A 22878-nucleotide genomic window follows, 5' to 3' on the forward strand; every position below is an offset into this window, starting at 1 on the left:
CGCGCGACTACGCGAATGCCCAGGCTTTGCTTCCTGACTGTCACGTCAGGAAGTTTGCTTTACCACCGGTACGAAGCGTTGGCGCTGTACACGGTGCCATTGCGGCTCGTACCCGCACCCGCCTGCAACACGAGGTTCTGCGTGACGCGCAGGTTCATCGCGACGGCAGCCGCCGCATAACCCTGATACGCGGCGCCGCCCACACCGACGGACATATCCTTGTCCTGATCGATGTGCGGGACCATGGCCAGAGCCGTAGCCGCTGCAATACCCGAGTAGGCGGTGCGACCGATGTTGGTGACCTGGCTTTGCATCCCGGCAACCGCACCGTCCGTGTAGCTGTTGGATTGCGCGACCGCGTCGTTCAACTGGTTCACGTTGACCATATCCGTGTCTTGCGTGCCAGCCGCGACGTTGGTGATCTGACGCTCACTTCCCACCGCACCAACCGACACCGTCTGAGCACGATCCGCCACGGAACTTGCACCCAAGGCAACGGAGTTGTCCGCCGTAGCCTGGCTGCCCGCGCCGATCGCCGTTGCGTAGTTACCGCTCGCAAGGGCATTCGTGCCCATTGCGGTGGTGCTCATGCCCGTGGCTTGTGCGTTCGCGCCGCTTGCTACAGCGTGCGGACCGCTAGCCACGGCCGCTTCGGTCGTGCGGTCGCCATCAGCCGCAAAGAGCGGATTCGCACTTGCGGTGACGTTCTGGATGGAACTGGCCAGCGCGTCGAGCTGCGCCTTATTGGCCAAGTCGGTCGGAGCGACACCGGCTTGAACGCCATGGATCTGCGTGCCTTGGGCGCCGCTCAGCGTGATGTTGCTGTAGTCGGTGTTGCCGTTGGCATCCGTGTCGAACGTTGCGGCCGTCTTCGCGGTTTGATTGCCGTAGAGGCCAGAATCCTTCAACTGACCAACCGTTGCAACGTCACTGTCAGCAATACCGTTCGCGATGTTGGTAATACGCAGCTTGTCCGTGCTGTTGCCGAACGACACTGTGTTCGCCTGGTCGGCGACAGCGTTGGTAGCCAAAGCCACCGCGTTGTCGGCCGTCGCCACGGCGTTGCCGCCGATTGCGACCGAGTTCTTGCCCGTTGCCGACGAGTCGATCAAGACGGAGTTGGCATGGAAATACTTGATGCCACCCCCGTTCGCGGCAGTGCTCATGGCCGTCGAGATGCTCGTGACGTCGGTCATCGCAGTGCTCACGGTCGTCGACATCGAGTCGATGCCCGTCGACAGTGAGTTCACAGTGGTCGACATCGAGTTGACGGTCGTCGAGATCGACGTGGAGAGCGAACTGAAGCCCGTCGAGAGCGAGGACACACCTGTCGAGAGCGAGGACATGCCCGTCGACAAGGAATCCACGCCCGTGGACATCGAATTGATCGTCGTTGAAGACGACGTCGACAGCGAATTGACACCCGTCGAGAGCGAGTCAACACCGGTCGACAGCGAGGTGATGGCCGTTGACGAAGACGTCGAAATGGAGTCGATACCCGTGGACAACGAACTCATCGCCGTCGAAGACGACGTGGACAACGAGCTGACGCCTGTTGAGAGCGAATCAACACCCGTGGACAGCGAGCTGACCGCCGTCGAAGACGACGTGGACATCGAGCTAATGCCCGTCGAGAGCGAATTCACACCCGTGGACAGCGAGCTCATCGCCGTCGAAGACGACGTGGACAACGAGCTGATACCCGTTGAGAGCGAGCTGATGCCCGTGGACAGCGAACTCACACCCGTGGACAGCGAGCTGACGGCCGTCGAAGACGACGTGGACAGCGAGCTTACGCCCGTGGACAGCGAATTCACACCGGTGGACAACGAACTGACGGCCGTCGAGGACGACGTGGACAGCGAATTCACACCGGTCGAGAGCGAATCCACACCGGTCGACAGCGAGCTGACGGCCGTCGAGGACGACGTGGATAGCGAGTTCACACCCGTGGACAGCGAGCTGATGGACGTCGAGCTCGATGTGGACAGCGAGCTGACACCCGTGGACAGCGAATCTACACCGGTGGACAGCGAACTGATAGCCGTCGAGGACGACGTGGACAGCGAGCTGACACCGGTAGAAAGCGAATCGACACCCGTCGACAGCGAATCGACACCCGTGGACAGCGAACTAATTCCCGTCGAGGACGACGTGGACAGCGAACTGACGCCAGTCGAGAGCGAATCAACACCCGTGGACAGCGAACTAACACCCGTCGAGAGCGAATCCACGCCCGTGGACAGCGAGCTGATCGCCGTCGAATTCGACGTAGACAGCGAACTGACACCCGTCGAGAGCGAATCAACACCCGTGGACAGCGAACTAACACCCGTCGAGAGCGAATCCACACCCGTGGACAGAGAACTGATGCCCGTCGAAGACGATGTGGACAGCGAGTTGATACCCGTCGAGAGTGAATCAATACCCGTGGAAAGAGAACTCGTCGCCGTTGAAGACGACGTGGACAGCGAGTTGACACCCGTGGACAACGAGCTGATCGCCGTCGAGGACGACGTGGACAGTGAGCTCACACCCGTAGACAGCGAGCTAATGGCCGTCGAGGTCGACGTGGACAACGAGCTGATGCCCGTGGACAGCGAACTCACACCGGTCGACAGCGAACTGATGGCCGTCGAGGTCGACGTGGACAGCGAGCTAATGCCCGTGGACAGCGAGCTGATGCCCGTGGACAGCGAGCTGACACCCGTGGACAGCGAGCTGATGGCCGTCGAAGTCGACGTGGACAGCGAGCTCACGCCTGTGGACAGCGAACTGACACCGGTGGACAGCGAGCTGATGCCCGTGGACAGCGAACTCACACCCGTCGAGAGCGAGCTGATGGCCGTCGAGGTCGACGTGGACAGCGAGCTGACGCCCGTGGACAGCGAACTCACCGCCGTGGACAGCGAACTGATGCCCGTGGACAGCGAACTGTAAGCGTCAAACCTTGGCCGTCTTGACGATCAGAATTTGATCTCTGAGAGCCGCTGGTTTGCAAGCGCGAGATCGAAGGCGCCGGCATCGAAGTTGCCGCCACACCATTCGAGGAAGTGGTCGTGTTCCTCGTGCGCTGAATCGCCGATTGCTTCGAGGAAGGCGGCATATCCCGGCACGCCGCCAACGTCCTCCGGCGGACATGCGTTCTGTCCGTCGAGGCATAGCGGCTGGCGCATGTCTGGATCAGGCACGAGGGCCTTCTCGACCTTGATCCGATGCTGCCAGTTGTCGCCGTAGTCGTAGATGTAGGTGAACGACCTCAATCCTCCCAGCGCCTTGGCCAGCGTGACCCGTGCTTCATTTAGCATGGGCGGATCGCTCTGGAAACCGAAGTCATCCGGTTCGCCATAGTTGGTTTCGCCGAAGACGAATTCATGCAGGTGGCCTCCATCCCAGCCCATGGCCAGCAGCAGCACGACATGCAGCTTGCCCAGGCGGATAGAACCAGGAACGATGATTCGTCGCCAGATCGCAGGCTTGATGTACTTCAGCTCAACGCGCAGCACGTAATCGGGCACTGGCGACTTGACCAGGCGCACAGCGGGTTTGCGGGTTTGGACCATCGAATAATTACGCGGCTTGCTGTTCGACGTGTTCGGCTGGCATCAGGCGCCACGGCAGCAACTCATCGATGCGGTTGATGGGATGGTCGGCGATGCGCTCAAACACCGTGCGCAGATAGGCAAACGGCTCGATACCGTTCAGGCGCGCCGTACCGATGAGGCTGTAGATCACGGCCGCGCTTTGGCCACCGCCATCGGAACCTGCGAACAGATAGTTGCGCCTGCCCAGAACCAGCGGCCTGATCGCGCGCTCCGCCGTGTTGTTATCCACTTCGACGCGCCCGTCTTCGCAATAGCGTGTAAGTGCGTGCCAGTGCCCCAGCGAGTATCTGATCGCCTTCGCCAGTCCCGACTTCGCCGAGACCTGTGACAGCGTGTGTTCAAGCCAGGCCTTCAGCTCAGTGAGCAATGGGGCGGATCGTTGTTGACGCGCAGACAGGCGCAGGTCCGGTGTTTGACCGCGAACCTCGCGTTCGACAACATATAGCGCCCCAATGCGGCGCAGTGCTTCTTCGGCAATCGGTGAACTGTCCAGCTTGTACAGGTCGTAGAATTTGCGCCGGGCATGCGCCCAGCATCCGGCCTCGATGATCGTGCCGTCACGATACAGGGCGTCGTACCCGCTGAAAGCATCTGCCTGCAGAATTCCCGTATAGCCCGCCAGATGTTCCCGAGGTCGCTCACCTTTGCGGTCGGGTGAGTATCTGTACCAGACTGCTGGTGGCGCGCGGCTTCCCGCTGGGCGGTCATCGCGCACATAGGTCCACAGACGCCCCGTGCGCGTCTTGCCACGCCCCGGCTCCAGCACAGGAACGGGCGTGTCGTCGGTATGGATCTTGTCTGCGTCGAGCACGTAACGACCGTGTGCATCGGACAGCGGCTGCAGCAGCGCGGCTCCTTCGCGCACCCACGACGCCAGTGTTGCCCGGTCCAGTTCGATGCCCGCGCGGCGAAAGATGCCGGCCTGCCGGTATAGCGGCGTATGGTCAGCGTACTTCGCGACGACGACCTGTGCGAGTAGTCCGGCACCCGCCATCGATCGCGCTATCGGTCGCGAAGGCGCTGGCTCCTGCACCACTGCAGCACAGCGCGGACAGCTTAGCTTGGGACGTACGTGACGTAGCACCTTGAAGTAACCGGGCACATAGTCAAGCACCTCCGAGACGTCTTCACCGAGCGCGCGCATCTGCTTGCCGCATTCCGGGCATCCGCAATCGCCCGGTGCATGAACAACAGTTTCCCGGGGGAGATGGGCAGGGAAGCGCCGTGGCTTGCGACGCAGCGGAACAACGTCCGTTGTGGCCGATGTATCCGAAGTCGTGTCGGCATCGGGCACCTTCGCCGTTGCGACGATGGCCGATTCTGGAGCGGCAAGCTCACCGAGCGCGAGCTGCAGCTGGTCCATCAATTCGGTCATACGCTCCGATGAACGGCCATACTGCCATCGCTTCAGTCGCGAGATCTCGGCCAGCAACTGCGCGATGGTCTCGTCACGCGAGGCAACGATGCGCTTGAGGGCGGCAATGTCGTCGGGCAGATGGCTGGCTGGCATGCATGCCAGTGTAATTGAAGACCGTGCGCTTGTGGACTCCCACACCCTGCGTTACGCCGCGTGCGTCGGCTGCCACGTCCGTTCTGGATGTCGCCAGTCAATCCCCTCGAGCAGCATCGACAACTGCGCCGCAGATAGATGGACTGTTCCCGAGTTCGCCTGTGGCCACACGAAGCGTCCGTGCTCAAGTCGCTTCGCGTACAGGTTCATGCCGTCGCCGCTCCACCATAAAATCTTGATGAGGTCACCGCGACGCCCACGAAAAAGGAAGATGTGACCTGAGAAGGGATCACGTCCCAGTGTCGATTGCACCAGCCCGGCAAGTCCATCCATGCCCCGGCGCATATCGGTAACGCCCGCTGCCAGCCATACGCGGGTACCGCTGGGTGGAGCAATCATGCTGGCATCAGGCAGCGCAGCACGAGGCGCAACTGCACTGGATCGACCATACCCGTGACGCGCACACGGGCACCGTTCAGTTCGATCTCGATGCCCGACGCTGACTGTAGGCTCTCGCGATGTGGCTCGACCGGCTGCAGTGCCAGTGACGCCGGCGCGCTCTGCTCGTCTGTCGGTGCTTCAGGTAGCGCAACTGGCAGCAACACCGCCGTGCTGTGCGCCACCTCGTCAAACAGGCCCGCCCGCAGTTGCCGGCGCCACTTGAACACCATATTGAGATTCAGCCCGTGCGCCTGCGCGAGCTTCGCTACCGAAATACCCGGCTCGCTCGCCGCAACGGCAACTTGCCGTCGGTACTCCGGTGCGTAGTTCGGTCGGCCCTTGCGGCTCGATGGTCTCGCACTCCTTGCGTCCAAAGTAGTCCCCACCACTTGAAGTAACGGGTATCACTTTGTACAACGGCTTCAGGTCTGTCCATGCGGCCATGAAATAACGCTTACAGCGAACTCACACCCGTTGACAGCGAGCTGATCGCCGTCGAGGTCGACGTGGACAGCGAGCTCACACCCGTGGACAGCGAACTTACGCCCGTCGACAGCGAGCTGATTGCCGTCGAGGTCGACGTGGACAACGAGTTCACGCCGGTGGACAGCGAACTGATACTCGTCGAGCTCGAGGTAGACAGCGAGCTGATACCCGTGGACAGCGAGTTGATCGCGGCCGAGTTCGAGCTCGACAGCGAGCTCAACTGACCGAAGTTCACCGCGTCGGACTGGTTCGTGCCGTCAGCCACGTTCGTGAGCGTTGCCGCCGAGCCACCCTTGTTCAGCGTGACCTTCGTGTGCGTCGAGTCATCGTACTGCACCGAGTTGGCCACACCCGTGGACAACGAGTTGATCGCCGTCGAGGTCGACGTGGACAGCGAGCTCACACCGGTCGACAGCGAGTTGACTGCCGTGGAGGTCGAGCTCGACAGCGTGCTCATGCCCGTGGACAACGAGCTGATACCGGTAGACAGCGAGTTGATGCTCGTGGAAGTCGACGCCGACAGCGAGCTCATGCCCGTGGAGAGCGAGTTGATGCCCGTGGAGCTCGAAGCCGACAACGAGTTGATGGCCGTGGACGCCGAACTCGACAGCGAGTTCACGCCCGTGGACAGCGAAGTGATGCCCGTCGAGGTCGACGGTGGACAGACTGCTGACCGAACTGACAGCCGTGCTGACGCCGGTTGAAAGCGAGTTGACGGTACTGGTGGTCGTGCTCAGGCCGGTGGAAAGGCTATCGACCTTGCTGTTCGCGGTACTGACGCCCGTGGAAAGGCTGCTTACCTGGCTGTTAGTCGTGCTCAAGCCGGTAGAAAGCGAACTCACTGCACTATTGGTCGTGCTCAGCCCCGTCGACAGCGAGCTTACGCCGGTCGATGTCGAAACGGACAACGAACTCAGGTTAGTCGAAAGCGTGTTGACAGTGCTGTTGGTGGTGCTCAAGCCGGTCGACAGGCTGTTCACCGAGCTGTTGGTGGTGCTCAGGCCGGTCGACAGGCTGCTTACTGCGCTCGTCGCTGTGCTAAGACCGGTAGACAGGCTGGTAACACTACTATTGGCCGTGCTCAAGCCAGTAGAGAGGCTGCTCACGGCGCTATTAGTGGTGCTCAGACCAGTCGAAAGGCTGCTCACCATACTGCCGGTGGTGCTCACACCCGTCGATAGCGAAGTTACTGCGCTGTTCGTCGTGCTGAGCCCCGTGGATAAGCTGCTCACGGCGCTAGTCGTGGTGCTCACACCGGTCGATAGGCTGCTAACCGCGCTGCTAGCTGTACTCAAGCCCGTTGATAAACTGCTCACCGCGGTGTTCGTCGTACTTAGGCCAGAAGACAGGCTATTGACCATGCTGCCGGAAGTGCTCAGACCCGTTGACATACTAGTGATCGAGCTGCTTACTGTGCTCACCCCTGTCGAAATACTGCTAACGGAGCTGTTCAACGTGCTCAAGCCGGTCGACAGACTGCTCACGGAACTGGTCGTCGTGCTGAGGCCAGTTGACAACGAATTGATCTGGGAACCCGTAGAAAGCGACAAACTGTTTAAACCAGTAGACGTGGAAGTCGATAGCGAGCTTAGGCTCGTTGAGAGACTATTCACACGGCTGCTCGTCGTACTTACTCCGCTAGATAGCGAATTTACGGCGATCGACAAAGAAGAAGCCGATGTTGAAATTGAATTAACGCTGGTCGAAGTGCTCGACGAAACCGACGACCAAGCGCTTGAGATTGAGCTCATTCCCGTGGACAAACTCGTGGAAGCGGAGGTCCACGCCGTAGACACCGAGCTCATGCCGGTAGACAGACTGGTCGAAGCACTGCCCCAAGCTGTCGACAGCGAGCTCATCCCCGTCGACATAGAGCTAATGTTAGTAGAGAGCGAGAGGGACGTGGAGCTAACAGCGGTAGATAGCGAATTGGAAATCGTAAATAGCTGCCCGCCGTTCACTGCATCCATGCTGGAGCTTGTTATCGCGCCATTCGCCATATTCGTAATGCTGTGCGCGGTCATATCCAGGTACTGATTCATCTGGATTTTCGTGGCCGCACCCAAGGTTACGACGCCAGCGCCAACAGCCATGAAGGCCGACGTACTAGCGTTGTCGTCCATCATGATGGCGCCGCTCCATCCACTGCCCAAGTTCATGAAGCTATTGTTGCCACAACTATTGCCACTGATGGTGCCTGAAGAGTTGGTCCATATTCCATACCCCGAACCACTCACACACGTGCCAAGAACGGGAACAGCCCAAGCAGCAGAACTTCCGAATAGGAAGGCGGCCGTAGCGCCAATTCCGGTGGCCATTCTCAACATATTAGAGGGCTCTTGCGCTCGTCGAGAAAATACCGCGTCCTCGCCAGTTTCCCGACCGCGCACCGCGCCGGAACTCCTTTTGCCACGCACCGCCGCCGTCTCTGCAACGGCAACGAAAGTACCTACTTTCTCATTCCAAATACTGCGGTATGACTTATTCATAAACCGTATTGATCCACAAAAAACGACCGTCTTTCACAAAAAACCTAAGAAGGAAAACCTTCTAACTACGGCACAGAATATTCGTAAGCGTTATTTCATGGCCGCATGGACAGACCTGAAGCCGTTGTACAAAGTGATACCCGTTACTTCAAGTGGTGGGGACTACTTTGGACGCAAGGAGTGCGAGACCATCGAGCCGCAAGGGCCGACCGAACTACGCACCGGAGTACCGACGGCAAGTTGCCGTTGCGGCGAGCGAGCCGGGTATTTCGGTAGCGAAGCTCGCGCAGGCGCACGGGCTGAATCTCAATATGGTGTTCAAGTGGCGCCGGCAACTGCGGGCGGGCCTGTTTGACGAGGTGGCGCACAGCACGGCGGTGTTGCTGCCAGTTGCGCTACCTGAAGCACCGACAGACGAGCAGAGCGCGCCGGCGTCACTGGCACTGCAGCCGGTCGAGCCACATCGCGAGAGCCTACAGTCAGCGTCGGGCATCGAGATCGAACTGAACGGTGCCCGTGTGCGCGTCACGGGTATGGTCGATCCAGTGCAGTTGCGCCTCGTGCTGCGCTGCCTGATGCCAGCATGATTGCTCCACCCAGCGGTACCCGCGTATGGCTGGCAGCGGGCGTTACCGATATGCGCCGGGGCATGGATGGACTTGCCGGGCTGGTGCAATCGACACTGGGACGTGATCCCTTCTCAGGTCACATCTTCCTTTTTCGTGGGCGTCGCGGTGACCTCATCAAGATTTTATGGTGGAGCGGCGACGGCATGAACCTGTACGCGAAGCGACTTGAGCACGGACGCTTCGTGTGGCCACAGGCGAACTCGGGAACAGTCCATCTATCTGCGGCGCAGTTGTCGATGCTGCTCGAGGGGATTGACTGGCGACATCCAGAACGGACGTGGCAGCCGACGCACGCGGCGTAACGCAGGGTGTGGGAGTCCACAAGCGCACGGTCTTCAATTACACTGGCATGCATGCCAGCCAGCCATCTGCCCGACGACATTGCCGCCCTCAAGCGCATCGTTGCCTCGCGTGACGAGACCATCGCGCAGTTGCTGGCCGAGATCTCGCGACTGAAGCGATGGCAGTATGGCCGTTCATCGGAGCGTATGACCGAATTGATGGACCAGCTGCAGCTCGCGCTCGGTGAGCTTGCCGCTCCAGAATCGGCCATCGTCGCAACGGCGAAGGTGCCCGATGCCGACACGACTTCGGATACATCGGCCACAACGGACGTTGTTCCGCTGCGTCGCAAGCCACGGCGCTTCCCTGCCCATCTCCCCCGGGAAACTGTTGTTCATGCACCGGGCGATTGCGGATGCCCGGAATGCGGCAAGCAGATGCGCGCGCTCGGTGAAGACGTCTCGGAGGTGCTTGACTATGTGCCCGGTTACTTCAAGGTGCTACGTCACGTACGTCCCAAGCTAAGCTGTCCGCGCTGTGCTGCAGTGGTGCAGGAGCCAGCGCCTTCGCGACCGATAGCGCGATCGATGGCGGGTGCCGGACTACTCGCACAGGTCGTCGTCGCGAAGTACGCTGACCATACGCCGCTATACCGGCAGGCCGGCATCTTTCGCCGCGCGGGCATCGAACTGGACCGGGCAACACTGGCGTCGTGGGTGCGCGAAGGAGCCGCGCTGCTGCAGCCGCTGTCCGATGCACACGGTCGTTACGTGCTCGACGCAGACAAGATCCATACCGACGACACGCCCGTTCCTGTGCTGGAGCCGGGGCGTGGCAAGACGCGCACGGGGCGTCTGTGGACCTATGTGCGCGATGACCGCCCAGCGGGAAGCCGCGCGCCACCAGCAGTCTGGTACAGATACTCACCCGACCGCAAAGGTGAGCGACCTCGGGAACATCTGGCGGGCTATACGGGAATTCTGCAGGCAGATGCTTTCAGCGGGTACGACGCCCTGTATCGTGACGGCACGATCATCGAGGCCGGATGCTGGGCGCATGCCCGGCGCAAATTCTACGACCTGTACAAGCTGGACAGTTCACCGATTGCCGAAGAAGCACTGCGCCGCATTGGGGCGCTATATGTTGTCGAACGCGAGGTTCGCGGTCAAACACCGGACCTGCGCCTGTCTGCGCGTCAACAACGATCCGCCCCATTGCTCACTGAGCTGAAGGCCTGGCTTGAACACACGCTGTCACAGGTCTCGGCGAAGTCGGGACTGGCGAAGGCGATCAGATACTCGCTGGGGCACTGGCACGCACTTACACGCTATTGCGAAGACGGGCGCGTCGAAGTGGATAACAACACGGCGGAGCGCGCGATCAGGCCGCTGGTTCTGGGCAGGCGCAACTATCTGTTCGCAGGTTCCGATGGCGGTGGCCAAAGCGCGGCCGTGATCTACAGCCTCATCGGTACGGCGCGCCTGAACGGTATCGAGCCGTTTGCCTATCTGCGCACGGTGTTTGAGCGCATCGCCGACCATCCCATCAACCGCATCGATGAGTTGCTGCCGTGGCGCCTGATGCCAGCCGAACACGTCGAACAGCAAGCCGCGTAATTATTCGATGGTCCAAACCCGCAAACCCGCTGTGCGCCTGGTCAAGTCGCCAGTGCCCGATTACGTGCTGCGCGTTGAGCTGAAGTACATCAAGCCTGCGATCTGGCGACGAATCATCGTTCCTGGTTCTATCCGCCTGGGCAAGCTGCATGTCGTGCTGCTGCTGGCCATGGGCTGGGATGGAGGCCACCTGCATGAATTCGTCTTCGGCGAAACCAACTATGGCGAACCGGATGACTTCGGTTTCCAGAGCGATCCGCCCATGCTAAATGAAGCACGGGTCACGCTGGCCAAGGCGCTGGGAGGATTGAGGTCGTTCACCTACATCTACGACTACGGCGACAACTGGCAGCATCGGATCAAGGTCGAGAAGGCCCTCGTGCCTGATCCAGACATGCGCCAGCCGCTATGCCTCGACGGACAGAACGCATGTCCGCCGGAGGACGTTGGCGGCGTGCCGGGATATGCCGCCTTCCTCGAAGCAATCGGCGATTCAGCGCACGAGGAACACGACCACTTCCTCGAATGGTGTGGCGGCAACTTCGATGCCGGCGCCTTCGATCTCGCGCTTGCAAACCAGCGGCTCTCAGAGATCAAATTCTGATCGTCAAGACGGCCAAGGTTTGACGCTTACGAATATTCATGTGTTCGCCGTGTTAGAAGCGGACACCTCCTAAAATCGAGAAATCCAATCAACGGGCGACACTCAACGCTGCGCCGCGCGTATTTAAGAAAAGTCGCATTGAATACAGCAGAACACAGCTGATGGAAGCTAGGCGGAAACCACACTAGTCCCGGCTAAAAGCTTCTGTGATAATCCGTTGATTACTGAACAACAGCGGAGACCGGCGGGCGGCCCAATTTACTGAAAGGAAGGGATTCGGTATCAATAAAAAAGGTTTCCTAAGCTACAGGAAACCGTGGTGCTCTAGCCAAGCGGTTTTGAAACCGCTGGCGGATTACAATTGCGACTTAAGCAACGCTGGACCTCAGCGTGCAGGGCTTTCCATTAACGAATTCAACAATTGCGTGTATGTTTTCGACAGCGCTTCATTTTCTGGCATGAAACGATTGATCGCTGATCTCTGAGCGTCTCGGTAAACCACGTATTGGGCGTCGTGCACCTCGATGGCCTTAATAACTTGTTTTGCCCCCTCTTGTACGTTGTTGGCGTGATAGTAGTAACCAATATCTGTGCACAGAGTGGCGTTGTGAACGAGCGGATATCCTTGCCAGCACACTTCCAGATAGAAGTAATTCAGAGGGTTTTCCCACTGATGAGAGATCACGATATCCGTGCATTCGGCAAGAAACGTAGGAGTTTCGAAACGGCCTAGGAACACAGCCTTGGACTGTCTTACGATGTCGAGCTGATTCATCAATGAAATAAATTCTTTGCAATTTACTGCAAGATGCTGGGCGTTCGTGACCTGCAGCAGTTCAATACAGTCTGGCTGCTCGCGATAGGCAAGCTCACCAATCATCGTTGGATAAAGACAGAATTTAACAACGTTGATGTTCGGTTCCATCACGCTGAGTCGGCGTGGTCCGGTGCGAGGCCGGTATTCACCCGAGTTCGGCAATTTAGCGGTCCGCTCATTCAAAAAAATCGGACTCCAGATAAACGGCACGACCTGAGCGGTTTGTCTTCGCAAAACTTCGAAATACGCCTGACTGATATTGGCAACCTGCGGAATCATCCATATATCGTCGTAGCGCTGATTGACGAACAGATTTTCACCAAAGCTCGGCTTGCTAAATATGACGGACTCCATTGCGTGCACATACTCGAAGCCGCAACAATAAGAAATCAGCCGTGCACCGCGCCGCTTGAGGTAGTCCGTCGCGGCCGGATCGATCTGGCCGCCGAGTTCTATCAATACGTCGACGTTGTCTTTCGCATCGTTGAAGGTGACAGTAGGCCAGCGTTTTAAATCCCAAGGCAACTTGTCCGTGATCGCCACATGCGTCGTATTGACCAGCACGACGCTTTCGACATTCGGACAATTCTTCAGCGCTTCCGCGAGGAATACGGCATTCTGTTTAATGCCGTTGTTCCACAGCGTCTCGGCCTCATGATGCAGTCCGATCGTAATTCCAATACGCAACTTCTTCATCGCTCACTACTCCGCATCACGGTAACAGGCCTGCTGCCCGTAGTTGTCAGGTTCTTGCATAAACTGCTTCGATAGCTTGGGTATAAAGCCGTACGTTCTCTTCGTTTTCCGGATCCAGCGTCTTCAGAAACGTTTTCGCGCTAGCCTGGTAGCTGGCGAGGTTTTCGTCGTGCACAGCGAACGCGCGACGCAATGCCCTGCCGCCTTCTTCGCAGTCGAAGTCTTGATAGCGATACCCGCAATCACCGATCAAATGCGAGTTATGAATTAGCGGATACCCACCGTACAAAGCTTCGTAATAGACATAGTTCTGAGGGTTCTCCCACTGGTGGCTGACAACTGCATCAACCGACACTGGTACGATCTGCGCGAACGGATAACGCCCCTCAAAGAAGCCGAGCCCATGTTTGACAATGTTCAGGCTCTGCGCAAATCCTGCGAATCCTGGATGATCTTTCAGTTTGAACGTGTTGTATGCGTACATACGTTCAATCATGTCCGGATTCTCCCGATGCGCCATTTCACAGCAGAGCATGGGGATATAACTCGTTTTCACCATGCAGACATTCGGCTCAAAGATTCCGATACGCCAGCGGCCACGGCCACGCTGATATCCAAACGTCTGGCCCTCTGGCAATTTCGCAACCTCGCGGTCGAGAACCACAGGACTCCAGAGGTGCGGCATTAGCTTCACCGGCGCACGGAAGAGCGTCTCGAAGTATGGCGCACAACTGCGCTCGTATTCCGGGAGCGTCCAAACCTCGTCATACGGCGCACCCGAGATAAGCAGCGCGTGTTGCAGGTTGAAGACCATTCGCTCGATGTCAATGACGTAGTCATTACCTACGCGCATCGTAATGATCTTTCCGCCGCCGTCTCGAAACTTGATCGACCATTCCTTATTGAGCTGGGCGCTCATCTCGATCATTACGTCGAGCTTCGTCATGGCTGTTTCCATGTCGATGAGCGGTGCCGGCGAATCGACCAAGAAACGCTTGGCGTCCTCCGGGCCACCATCGCCGCCGCCCGTCACCAAATAAGTGGCTTTTACGCGCGGAGAACGCTTAAGCAGCATGACGAGATACAGGCAGTTCTGGAAAATGCCGTTCTCCCAGAGCGACTGCTCGCCTTTTCGGATAAAAATTGAAACGCCGACATTCAACCGCTCCGGCATGCGGGGTTTTGTTTGCTTGTTCATACGCCGAGCTTCACAGTGCTGTGGTTGCAAAGGTGCAGCAACCGATTGGCGAAACTATCGAGATTCGCTAGTTGAAACGGATTGACCGAGTCGATTACACGCTGGGCTCGTGCGCGATAGTCAGCTAGCGATGCGTCGTGTTCGCGAGCAGCCAATAAGAGTTGCCGGCCGCCCTCTTGCGCGTTGAAATCCGGGTAGTAGTAGCCCGCGTCGAGCCAAGGCGAGTTGTGCACCAGCGGATAGCCGCCATACAAGACGTCAAGATAAAGATAATTCTGGTCGTTTCCCCATTGGTGAGAGACGACGGCATCTGCGTACTGCGCCATGAAGCCTGCAATGTCATTTCGACCGTGAAATGTTGCCTTGCTGTCTTTCACGATGTTGAGCGAATTCGCCATTTGCACGAGCGTCGGATGATCCTTCATGTGCAGCGAGTTGAGCACATGCATGTGCGACACGCTCGAAGGTACGGCTCGATAAGCTTCTTCGCATACCAACATCGGAATGCTCGACGTCTTCACAACTGAAATGTTCGGCTCGAACATTGCGACACGAAAGCCCTGCGCATGTGGTGGATCTTCCAATGAAGTTCCGCTCCGACGCTGATATCCGAAATGGAGTCCGTGTTCGCTTACTTCGGCAATGCGTTGTTCGAGAAACTGCGGATGCCAGATGAATGGCACAAGATGAACATCGCAACGGTGGAGCGTACGCATCATGGGGATTGACAATCGATCTTTCGGCATCAACCAGATTTCGTCATAGCGGTCCGGCCGCATAACGTGAACCGGTTTATCGAAAACGGGCGCCTCGATCAGACCAACGTAGGGCTGCCCGCAGCAGTAATAAACCACCTTCTTGCCGCGTGCGCGCATTAGATCAAGCCACTGGGTATCCAGCGCACCACCCATCTCGAAAATCACATCGACATGATTGGTTGCGTCCGCTGCGCGCATGATGCGCACCTTTCTTGACGACAGATCGACTTGCGGCGGCATCGCGTTTTGATCGCCAACATCAATCAACGAAACGCTTTCTACGAACGGCAACCGTTGGAGAGCTTCCGCCAAGAAGATGACATTTTGCCCAAGCCCGTTCTGCCAGATGTTCTGTCCTTGATGCGTTACGACAGAAATTCCGATTCGGATTGTCATTAGTTGTTATCCCAGAAATGACGAAGCGCATTTTCAGAAATTGAAACGCTGCGCTGTTGGCTTTGCGTTTGAGAGACTGCTGTGCCCAAAGACGCACGCGTTGCCATTTGCCAAACGCTGATGGAAAGCAGGAGAGACCGTAATCAAGCGTTTTTGCCGGGGGACAAAAAGCGGATTCCTTGGTCAAATATATAGAAGAACACCTGAAATTCCCAGTGAACCTGACGGTTTATGAGAGTCGTCCTATGACGGTGCCAGGGTTCTAGTCTGCCAACGCTTAAAGGCAGTCCGGCAGGCTAAAACGTCCGACCGCTTTCGGTGGAAAAGCTAAGAAGTGTCGGGGCGATTAGCTCGAAAGAGCGTGCGGGAGATCGGCGCAAGAAAGCGTCGCCACAGTTCGTAACGATGTCTCGCTTTGTATCACCGAGGCTCGTCTTGACAGCACGATCCTATGCCACGCCGCACTGCCTCGATGTCCGCGCCCACCATGTCGGCAAGATTCGCCAACTCGTTCATGAACGAGATACGCGTCGCAAGCATTGCATTAGCAGCGTTTTGGTTGCGACGAATGAAAATGCACGAATGCGCGCACCGACGCCAGCACAGTGCAATTCGGTGGCCTCTGTTACTCTGCTATAGCGTCGAGGTGCGGTTCGAACCAATACATCGAGCCATGTGTACTTGTTCCACTTAGGAAGAAGCGACGGCGCACTAGGTGTCGAATCGGGCCTATTTCGCTTCGCGTCGCACGTCGCTTGTTGCTTGCTTATCGTTGCTCGCTCGCAAGCGTCAGCAAATGTCGAGTCTTGCAGAAGCAGTTACTTCCGGTTCAGCATCCTGCGATCAAGTTCGTTTCTCTGTTACCTGCTTTCAGCCATCACCAGTGCGGATACCATGATTATCTTTGTCTTAGCTCGCTCTTTTTATACTACTAAAATCGTTCGTGTCCGTGGATCACGAATTCAATTATCCGACGGCGTATAGCGGAGAAAATTCGCAGAATCTGTTTATTAAAATCCACACCTTTCTTAGCCTGTCTTAATGAATTGGCGAACAGTACTGGTTTGAACCAAATCGCTCAACAAACGAAACCATCGGGCCGTTTCGCACGTTGAGCCAAATTCTATTTTTAAGATGCTCAATTTAACTTAGAAGCATCAATTGAAATTTTAATTACACATCGTCTGCATCTTGCCGTGATGCAGCCAGTGGTGCGGAGTCACTCAACGATGGCTTGCTCGAGCCGTTGGTTCTGACGGGTAAGACTAAAAACGTCGACGACCAAGTGCTGAACTCTTACTCAACACGACACAACGCTTAACTCGTCAGTGTCAGCCGAAATTTGTTGAAGAACCCCAAGCATTTTGAAGGATGAGCTCTTGGGTCCTACGTCACCGCCATCAAGGGTGTGTGCAGAACGGGCGTGACGCACAAAAGTAGAAGTCGATATTTGAAGCGTACGTCGAAGATGAGGGCCGACAAGAACCGGCGAGATCGGAAGAGGGCTCGTTAAGCGAGTTCCACCACGAAACGCGAGCTCGGCTCAAGGCACGTTACCTTCGCACAAAGGACGTGCCCCAAGAACAGACTCATATACAACAGAATGACACCTCAGCCCAGCAACTCACCCCTGCGCCGCCAACTCCGTAGCCGCCCGCGCCAGCCTCGTAACCTCCTCCCAATTCTGCGTAGCCAGCGCAGCCTTCGGCGTCAACCAAGACCCGCCCACACAAACCACATTCGGCTGCGCCAAGAAGCTCGTCGCCGTCTCGGCGGTAATCCCGCCCGTCGGACAGAACTTCAAGTTGGGAAACGGCCCATGGAAAGCCTGCAGCATCGGAATTCCACCCGCCTGCTGCGCCGGGAAAAACTTCACGATTTCATATCCAAGTTCCATCGCCGTAATGATGTCGCTCGGGGTCATCACGCCAGGCAGCAATGGCAAGCCCGCATCTTGCGCAGCCTTATGCATGTCTCGCGTCAAGCCGGGTGACACACCGAATTGCGCACCCGCCTTCTTTGCCTGTGCACAATGCTCGGGTTTCGTGATCGTGCCGACGCCCACGACGATATCGTCCGCAAGCTGACTCGCCCGCTCGATTGCCGCGATACCCGCGGCCGTGCGCAACGTAATCTCCAACACCTTCACGCCGCCAGCATGCAGCGCGCGCGAGACGTGCTCGCCCTGCTCGACCGAATCGAAGGCAAGAACAGGAATGACAGGACCCAGACGGACGATTTCGCTTACCGTTTTCATGTGATACGACTCCTGGTGTTTGATGCGGCGCCGTTGTCTAACGGCCAAGCCGCGAGGTTTGTTTCAGGCAGCAACGGCCTATGACTCAATGTGTCGCGTGCGCCTTCACGACATCGGGCGAGCGGTGCGACGGAGCAGACGCGGCGTCAAGCAGCGCGCCAAACACCGACGCGCCCTCTTCCGCTGGCAACGCCGCGTGACGGAACACGCCGAACAGCTCACGCCCGAAGCCCGCCTCGTTTTGCGCCTGATGCAGCGGCGCCTCCACTTCGCGCGCCGCCCATTCATCGGCATCGATATCGACGTCGAGCACGCCCGACGGCGCATCGATCACGATCATATCGCCCGTGCGCACCTTGCCGATCGGACCATGCAACAACGCTTCAGGCGATATGTGGATTACCGCGGGCACCTTGCCCGATGCGCCCGACATGCGCCCATCGGTCACGAGCGCCACATGGAAGCCCTGATCCTGCAACACGCCGAGCAACGGCGTCAATCGATGCAACTCCGGCATGCCATTCGCGCGCGCGCCCTGAAAGCGCACGACCGCCACGAAATCGCGCTTGAGCTCGCCCCTGTCGAACGCCTCCTGCACTTCTTCCTGCGAATTGAACACGATAGCCGGCGCCTTCACCACGCGATGTTCAGGCGCAACCGCCGAGATCTTGATCACACCCCGCCCGAGTTTGCCTTGCATGAGCCGCAAACCGCCATCCGGCTGAAACGGCTCGCCAATGCTACGCAGCACCTTGCTGTCATGACTTTCTTTAGCGCCATCGACCCATTGGAGCTTGCCGTCGATGAGCTTCGGCTCCTTCGTGTAATGCGACAGCCCATGACCGACGACCGTCTGCACGTCCTCATGCAGCAAGCCGCCTTCGAGCAGATTGCGCACGAGGAACGCAACGCCGCCCGCCGCGTGAAAATGGTTCACATCGGCCTTGCCGTTCGGATAGATCTTCGCGAGCAGCGGCACGACCTGCGACAGTTGATCGAAGTCGTTCCAGTCGATGATGATCCCCGCCGCGCGCGCAATCGCCACCAGATGCAGCGTGTGATTCGTGGAGCCGCCCGTCGCCAGCAACGCGACGATGCCGTTGATGATCGCTTTCTCATCGACGACGTGGCCAATCGGCGTGTAGTGGCCGCGTTCGAGCGTGATATCCAGTACGCGACGCGCGGCCTCGGCGGTAAGTGCATCGCGCAACGGCGTATGCGGATGCACGAACGCAGCGCTCGGCAGATGCAGGCCCATCACTTCCATCAGCATCTGATTGCTGTTCGCCGTGCCGTAAAACGTGCATGTGCCGTGACCGTGATAAGCCGCCGCTTCCGCTTCGAGCAATGCGTCGCGGTTGCATTTGCCCGTCGCGAACTCCTGACGAACCTTCGCTTTGTCGTCGTTGGTGAGGCCGCTCGTCATCGGACCGGCGGGCACGAAGATGGTCGGCAGATGTCCGAACTGCAGCGCGCCGATGGCGAGACCCGGCACGATCTTGTCGCATACGCCGAGGCACAAGGCGGCATCGAACATGTTGTGCGTGAGCGCCACGGCCGTGCTCATGGCGATGACTTCGCGCGAGAACAGCGACAACTCCATGCCAGCGTTGCCCTGCGTGATGCCGTCGCACATGGCCGGCACGCCGCCCGCGAATTGCGCAATACCGCCGTGCTTCTGCGCCGCCTGCTTGATGATGTCGGGGAAGCTCTTGTACGGCGCATGCGCCGACAGCATTTCGTTATAAGAAGACACGATGCCGATGTTCGGCTCGCGCACCGCCTTGATCGCGAACTTTTCCTGCCCTTCGAGACCCGCGAAGCCGTGCGCGAGATTGGCGCACGACAACGCGCCGCGCGCCGGAAACTTGCCGCGCGCGGCGTCGATGCGCGCCAGATAAGCCGAACGGGTGGACTTGCTGCGTTCGATCACGCGGTCGGTGACCTTCTTGAGTTGCGAATGCGGGGAAACCATCGGAGCTCCTTTGTCTCACTCCCGGCGTGCTTGCCGTCGAGGTATTGGGTTGGACGTCGCGAGGACTGGCAGCTATCTGATTATTTTGCGTCGTGCCGTGAAACGAAATGTTAGTAGAAAAACTACAAGCAGACAACTTGCGATCCGCCTTTATTTGTTAAGCGTTCGCGTATCTGGCGCTTTTACCGGCAGAGAACTCAGGGAAATCCCCTAAACCTACACATCGGATCGTGTAGTAAATGTACAAAGCAGCGATCAGCTATAGTCGCAGGCAATTTTCCAGCATAGGCGAGATTCCCGATGTTGCTGTCCCAAGTCGAGGCGATGCGAGAACAATTGCGCCCTTCGGAGCGCAAGCTGGCCGACTACGTGCTCGAAGCGCCGCGCGAGGTACTCGACTTGTCGATGACCGATTTTGCGGCGCGGGCCGGCGTCAGTCAGCCGACGATCGCGCGCTTCTGTCAGGCGTTGGGCTTTTCCGGCTTTCGCGAGTTCAAGATTCGTCTTGCTCAAAGCGTGGCAGGGGACGTTCCCACGGTTTATCGCGATGTCCGCAGCGACGAGCCGCCTGCGGGCGTTGCCGCGAAGGTTCTGGACCGCACCATCGGAGCGCTGATCCAGGTGCGCAACAGCTTGTCGTCGGACAGCGTCGCCGCCGCGATTGGCGTGCTGGCCAACGCGCGTCGCATCGAGTTCTATGGCGCGGGCGGATCGGGCATCGCGGCGCTGGATATGCAGCACAAGTTCTTCCGCCTCGGCGTGCCGTCGGTTGCGTATTCGGACCCGCATACCTATACGACTTCGGCGGCGCTGCTCGGACCCGGCGATGTCGTCGTCGCCATTTCCAATACTGGCCGCACAAAAGACATTCTCGACGCGTGCAAATCGGCAATGGATCGCGGCGCGAGCGTGATCGCTATCACGCATGGCAATTCGCCGCTCGCGCGCATGGCGAATATCGGGCTTTTCGCAAATGTCGACGAAGACACGGATATTTTCTCGCCGATGACTTCCCGCGTATCGCACTTGGCCATCGGCGATATTCTCGCGGTCGGCATGGCGTTGGCACGTGGCCCTGAGTTGGCTGCGCGTCTTGCCGAGGCCAAGGATGTGCTGGAACGAAGACGCGTCGACCTTTGATCGACGCAGCACACCGGCCGCGAATGTGACAGTTGGTTCAATCGGCTTACTTTGCCAGTACGATCATTTAGTATGAGCTTCAGCGATTAAGTGATCAGTAGAGCAAATGGAAACCAGCGGCGTATTTTCACTTGAACGTTTCGAGTCCTGTATCAATGGCGAAGACTTCGATGAAGCTCTCGCCCTGTTCGGCAAGTTCTCGGAACGGTTGGCAAGATTTCCGTATATGAATCTGGCCGACCTCATGTCCCACGGCGACGCCCGAGCGTTCGCCAATAGATCCGAGTCGGACGAGCATTTCGCCAGCCGCGTTTGTCATGCTTTAGGAAGCATGCTCGTGAATCCGCGATTCACCTGGACCGACGTTCGTTTGCAATCGTTGCAAGCGCAGCGTTCGCTCATCTGGAGCATCGCGGCTGCCACGTCGCCCGGTCATACCGACCATTTCGTGCGTGAGTTGCTTGCTCGTCGTCAAAGCAACGCCGACGCATCCACTCTTTCTGCCGACACCGCTCGACGCCTGAGCATTCTGTACAGCCCGGAATCACGCATCGACCTCGATATCGCGCAACTTTGGAACGCCGACCGCGCTTCGGCGTTGAGTCTTGCCATCGGTATCGGAGGAGAACAATTCGGCGGCAGCGCGGTTGCGTGTGCACGACGCATCCGCTTGCTCGAATGGCTGACCGGCTCGATCGACAAACTGAATGAGTCGCCGCCGCTCGATCTGACGAGTCTCTGGGCGCTGTATATGCATTGCACTTACACCGAGGGAAACCGACATGCCGTGAAACAAGGCATCAACGGTCTCGTGCGCCTGGGTCTTGCGAATTTCGGGCTGACCGATCTCGATACGACCAAGCCACCACCCGAGCGCGAACGGAACGCACCTCCGCTCATGCTGGTCGTCGCGGAAAGTTTCAACAGCGGGCATTCGATCGTGCGAACGCATTCCGCAACGCTCGCTGCGGCAAGACGTTGCTTCGAAACAGTCGCGTTCTGCGCACCTCGCTCTATCGACGATGCGGGTCGTCGGGTATTCGATCGAACTATCGATCTCCCGGAAGGCGCCAACGTGCTCGACCAAGTCCGCCTCATTCGCGACTTCGCGCAAACGGAGCACCCAAGCGTGCTGTACATGCCGAGCGTGGGCATGTCGGTTCTGACCATTTTCTTGTCAAACATCCGCGTCGCGCCGCTGCAAATTGCGGCGCTCGGGCACCCGGCGACGACGCATTCGGACTGCATCGACTACGCCAGTGTCGAAGATGATTATGTCGGCGACCCGGCTTGCTTCAGCGAAAAACTCATGCGGCTGCCGAAGGACGGACAGCCTTATATCGCATCAAGTTTATTGAGCGCGGTTCCGGCCCGCACGCCGGTTGGCAAGAACCACACTGACATTGCCATCGCCGCGACGCCGATGAAGTTCAATCCGTCCTTCTTCACTGCCTGCAGGGCAATCGTGCAGCGGGCAGGGCCGCATGTGCATCTGCATTTCATTGTGAGCGGCAGCAAGGTGTTCACCTTGATGCACCTGAATCGCGTGCTGAGCGAGTATCTTCCTTTTGGCTCATTCACGATCCACGGTTTCTTGCCCTACGATGAATACGCCGAACAGCTCGCCAACATGGACATGTTCCTGAGCCCCTTTCCCTTCGGCAACACAAACGGAATCGTGGATGCCTTCACCGTCGGCTTGCCCGGTATCTGCAAAACGGGACCGGAAGTGTTCGAGCATATCGACGGCGCGATGTTCGCACGCGCGTCGATGCCGGAATGGATGGTCGCAACGACTGTGGACGACTACGTTGAGGCTGCTGTCCGGTTGGCGAATAACCGGGATGAGAGAGAAGCGCTACGCGCGTGGATGCTTGAAACGAAAGTCGTGCAACGCTTCTTCGAGGGACGGCCGGAAGTATTCGGCGAAATGGCGCTAGCGCTACTTGAACAGCGCGACGCGTGAAAATGGCAAGCAG

16 protein-coding genes and 4 pseudogenes are annotated in these 22878 nt (G+C 58.3%); 6 read left to right on the forward strand and 14 right to left on the reverse strand.

Annotated features, from left to right (window positions below; translation table 11 throughout):
* Positions 1-59: 59 nt before the first annotated feature.
* The 8 genes and pseudogenes from LDZ28_RS11130 to LDZ28_RS32850 all read right to left on the reverse strand — a co-directional run.
* Positions 60-1166: a YadA-like family protein gene (locus LDZ28_RS11130; RefSeq protein ID WP_244826211.1), complete on the reverse strand. Its 1107-nt coding sequence runs from the start codon at positions 1164-1166 to the stop codon at positions 60-62.
* A gap of 390 nt (positions 1167-1556) precedes the next feature.
* Positions 1557-1667 (reverse strand): annotated as a pseudogene (locus tag LDZ28_RS32840) (hypothetical protein); the annotation flags it as partial.
* A gap of 1299 nt (positions 1668-2966) precedes the next feature.
* Positions 2967-3563 carry a plasmid pRiA4b ORF-3 family protein gene (locus tag LDZ28_RS11140; protein ID WP_244826213.1) on the reverse strand — a complete coding sequence of 199 codons (597 nt, stop codon included), beginning with the start codon at positions 3561-3563 and terminating at the stop codon, positions 2967-2969.
* 7 nt (positions 3564-3570) lie between these two features.
* Positions 3571-5115, reverse strand: coding sequence for an IS66 family transposase (locus tag LDZ28_RS11145; RefSeq protein WP_244826214.1), 1545 nt, complete (start codon positions 5113-5115; stop codon positions 3571-3573).
* A gap of 51 nt (positions 5116-5166) precedes the next feature.
* Positions 5167-5514, reverse strand: a complete 348-nt coding sequence (tnpB, locus tag LDZ28_RS11150; protein WP_244826215.1) for an IS66 family insertion sequence element accessory protein TnpB — start codon at positions 5512-5514, stop codon at positions 5167-5169.
* Entirely contained in the window at positions 5511-5945 is a 435-nt protein-coding gene (locus LDZ28_RS11155) for a transposase (protein WP_370652031.1), read from the reverse strand. Before LDZ28_RS11155 ends, tnpB (LDZ28_RS11150) begins: the two co-directional genes overlap by 4 nt.
* A 68-nt stretch (positions 5946-6013) precedes the next feature.
* Positions 6014-8045, reverse strand: a pseudogene (locus LDZ28_RS32845) (hypothetical protein); the annotation flags it as partial.
* A 429-nt stretch (positions 8046-8474) separates the two neighbouring features.
* Positions 8475-8531 (reverse strand): annotated as a pseudogene (locus LDZ28_RS32850) (ESPR-type extended signal peptide-containing protein); the annotation flags it as partial.
* Positions 8532-8686: 155 nt separating this feature from the next.
* On the opposite strand from LDZ28_RS32850, the gene LDZ28_RS11175 reads away from it, so the two are divergent.
* The 4 genes from LDZ28_RS11175 to LDZ28_RS11190 are packed head-to-tail and all read left to right on the forward strand — an operon-like array spanning position 8687 to position 11662.
* Positions 8687-9118 carry a transposase gene (locus LDZ28_RS11175; RefSeq protein ID WP_244828109.1) on the forward strand — a complete coding sequence of 144 codons (432 nt, stop codon included), beginning with the start codon at positions 8687-8689 and terminating at the stop codon, positions 9116-9118.
* Entirely contained in the window at positions 9115-9462 is a 348-nt protein-coding gene (gene tnpB, locus LDZ28_RS11180) for an IS66 family insertion sequence element accessory protein TnpB (protein WP_244826215.1), read from the forward strand. Before LDZ28_RS11175 ends, tnpB (LDZ28_RS11180) begins: the two co-directional genes overlap by 4 nt.
* A gap of 51 nt (positions 9463-9513) precedes the next feature.
* A complete protein-coding gene (locus LDZ28_RS11185) occupies positions 9514-11058 on the forward strand; it encodes an IS66 family transposase (protein ID WP_244826214.1) in 1545 nt (514 codons plus the stop codon).
* 7 nt (positions 11059-11065) lie between these two features.
* On the forward strand, positions 11066-11662 hold the full coding sequence (locus LDZ28_RS11190) for a plasmid pRiA4b ORF-3 family protein (RefSeq protein ID WP_244826213.1): 597 nt from the start codon (positions 11066-11068) through the stop codon (positions 11660-11662).
* Positions 11663-12047: 385 nt separating this feature from the next.
* Here the strand turns inward: LDZ28_RS11190 and LDZ28_RS11195 are convergent, their stop codons facing one another.
* From LDZ28_RS11195 to edd, 6 genes and pseudogenes are all read right to left on the reverse strand, one after another.
* On the reverse strand, positions 12048-13175 hold the full coding sequence (locus tag LDZ28_RS11195; protein WP_244826219.1) for a DUF2827 domain-containing protein: 1128 nt from the start codon (positions 13173-13175) through the stop codon (positions 12048-12050).
* A gap of 46 nt (positions 13176-13221) precedes the next feature.
* Complete coding sequence (locus LDZ28_RS11200; protein ID WP_244826220.1) at positions 13222-14373, reverse strand: DUF2827 domain-containing protein; 1152 nt, start codon at positions 14371-14373, stop codon at positions 13222-13224.
* Entirely contained in the window at positions 14370-15527 is a 1158-nt protein-coding gene (locus tag LDZ28_RS11205) for a DUF2827 domain-containing protein (RefSeq protein WP_370652032.1), read from the reverse strand. The genes LDZ28_RS11200 and LDZ28_RS11205 overlap by 4 nt, the downstream gene beginning before the upstream one ends.
* 444 nt (positions 15528-15971) lie before the next feature.
* Positions 15972-16079: pseudogene (locus tag LDZ28_RS11210) on the reverse strand (hypothetical protein); the annotation flags it as partial.
* Positions 16080-17151: 1072 nt separating this feature from the next.
* Positions 17152-17784, reverse strand: a complete 633-nt coding sequence (gene eda / locus LDZ28_RS11215) for a bifunctional 4-hydroxy-2-oxoglutarate aldolase/2-dehydro-3-deoxy-phosphogluconate aldolase (protein ID WP_244826221.1) — start codon at positions 17782-17784, stop codon at positions 17152-17154.
* Between the two features lie 85 nt (positions 17785-17869).
* Positions 17870-19759: a phosphogluconate dehydratase gene (gene edd, locus LDZ28_RS11220; RefSeq protein ID WP_244826222.1), complete on the reverse strand. Its 1890-nt coding sequence runs from the start codon at positions 19757-19759 to the stop codon at positions 17870-17872.
* Between the two features lie 300 nt (positions 19760-20059).
* Here edd and LDZ28_RS11225 point away from each other — a divergent pair, with 300 nt between their 5' ends.
* Complete coding sequence (locus LDZ28_RS11225; protein WP_244826223.1) at positions 20060-20899, forward strand: MurR/RpiR family transcriptional regulator; 840 nt, start codon at positions 20060-20062, stop codon at positions 20897-20899.
* Positions 20900-21005: 106 nt separating this feature from the next.
* Positions 21006-22865, forward strand: a complete 1860-nt coding sequence (locus LDZ28_RS11230; RefSeq protein WP_244826224.1) for a hypothetical protein — start codon at positions 21006-21008, stop codon at positions 22863-22865.
* The last annotated feature ends 13 nt before the right edge of the window (positions 22866-22878 follow it).

The sequence above is a fragment of the Caballeronia sp. TF1N1 genome (assembly GCF_022878925.1).
In the GTDB taxonomy this organism is placed as follows: Bacteria; Pseudomonadota; Gammaproteobacteria; order Burkholderiales; family Burkholderiaceae; genus Caballeronia.

What these genes read in the sequence shown, in the direction of transcription:
- LDZ28_RS11130 (WP_244826211.1), bottom strand. Translation starts at nt 1,166, where the DNA reads ATGAGCACTGCCGCGAACGGGGGTGGCATCAAGTATTTCCATGCCAAC.
- LDZ28_RS11140 (WP_244826213.1), bottom strand. Translation starts at nt 3,563, where the DNA reads ATGGTCCAAACCCGCAAACCCGCTGTGCGCCTGGTCAAGTCGCCAGTG.
- LDZ28_RS11145 (WP_244826214.1), bottom strand. Translation starts at nt 5,115, where the DNA reads ATGCCAGCCAGCCATCTGCCCGACGACATTGCCGCCCTCAAGCGCATC.
- tnpB (WP_244826215.1), bottom strand. Translation starts at nt 5,514, where the DNA reads ATGATTGCTCCACCCAGCGGTACCCGCGTATGGCTGGCAGCGGGCGTT.
- tnpB (WP_244826215.1), top strand. Translation starts at nt 9,115, where the DNA reads ATGATTGCTCCACCCAGCGGTACCCGCGTATGGCTGGCAGCGGGCGTT.
- LDZ28_RS11185 (WP_244826214.1), top strand. Translation starts at nt 9,514, where the DNA reads ATGCCAGCCAGCCATCTGCCCGACGACATTGCCGCCCTCAAGCGCATC.
- LDZ28_RS11190 (WP_244826213.1), top strand. Translation starts at nt 11,066, where the DNA reads ATGGTCCAAACCCGCAAACCCGCTGTGCGCCTGGTCAAGTCGCCAGTG.
- LDZ28_RS11195 (WP_244826219.1), bottom strand. Translation starts at nt 13,175, where the DNA reads ATGAAGAAGTTGCGTATTGGAATTACGATCGGACTGCATCATGAGGCC.
- LDZ28_RS11200 (WP_244826220.1), bottom strand. Translation starts at nt 14,373, where the DNA reads ATGAACAAGCAAACAAAACCCCGCATGCCGGAGCGGTTGAATGTCGGC.
- LDZ28_RS11205 (WP_370652032.1), bottom strand. Translation starts at nt 15,527, where the DNA reads ATGACAATCCGAATCGGAATTTCTGTCGTAACGCATCAAGGACAGAAC.
- eda (WP_244826221.1), bottom strand. Translation starts at nt 17,784, where the DNA reads ATGAAAACGGTAAGCGAAATCGTCCGTCTGGGTCCTGTCATTCCTGTT.
- edd (WP_244826222.1), bottom strand. Translation starts at nt 19,759, where the DNA reads ATGGTTTCCCCGCATTCGCAACTCAAGAAGGTCACCGACCGCGTGATC.
- LDZ28_RS11225 (WP_244826223.1), top strand. Translation starts at nt 20,060, where the DNA reads ATGTTGCTGTCCCAAGTCGAGGCGATGCGAGAACAATTGCGCCCTTCG.
- LDZ28_RS11230 (WP_244826224.1), top strand. Translation starts at nt 21,006, where the DNA reads ATGGAAACCAGCGGCGTATTTTCACTTGAACGTTTCGAGTCCTGTATC.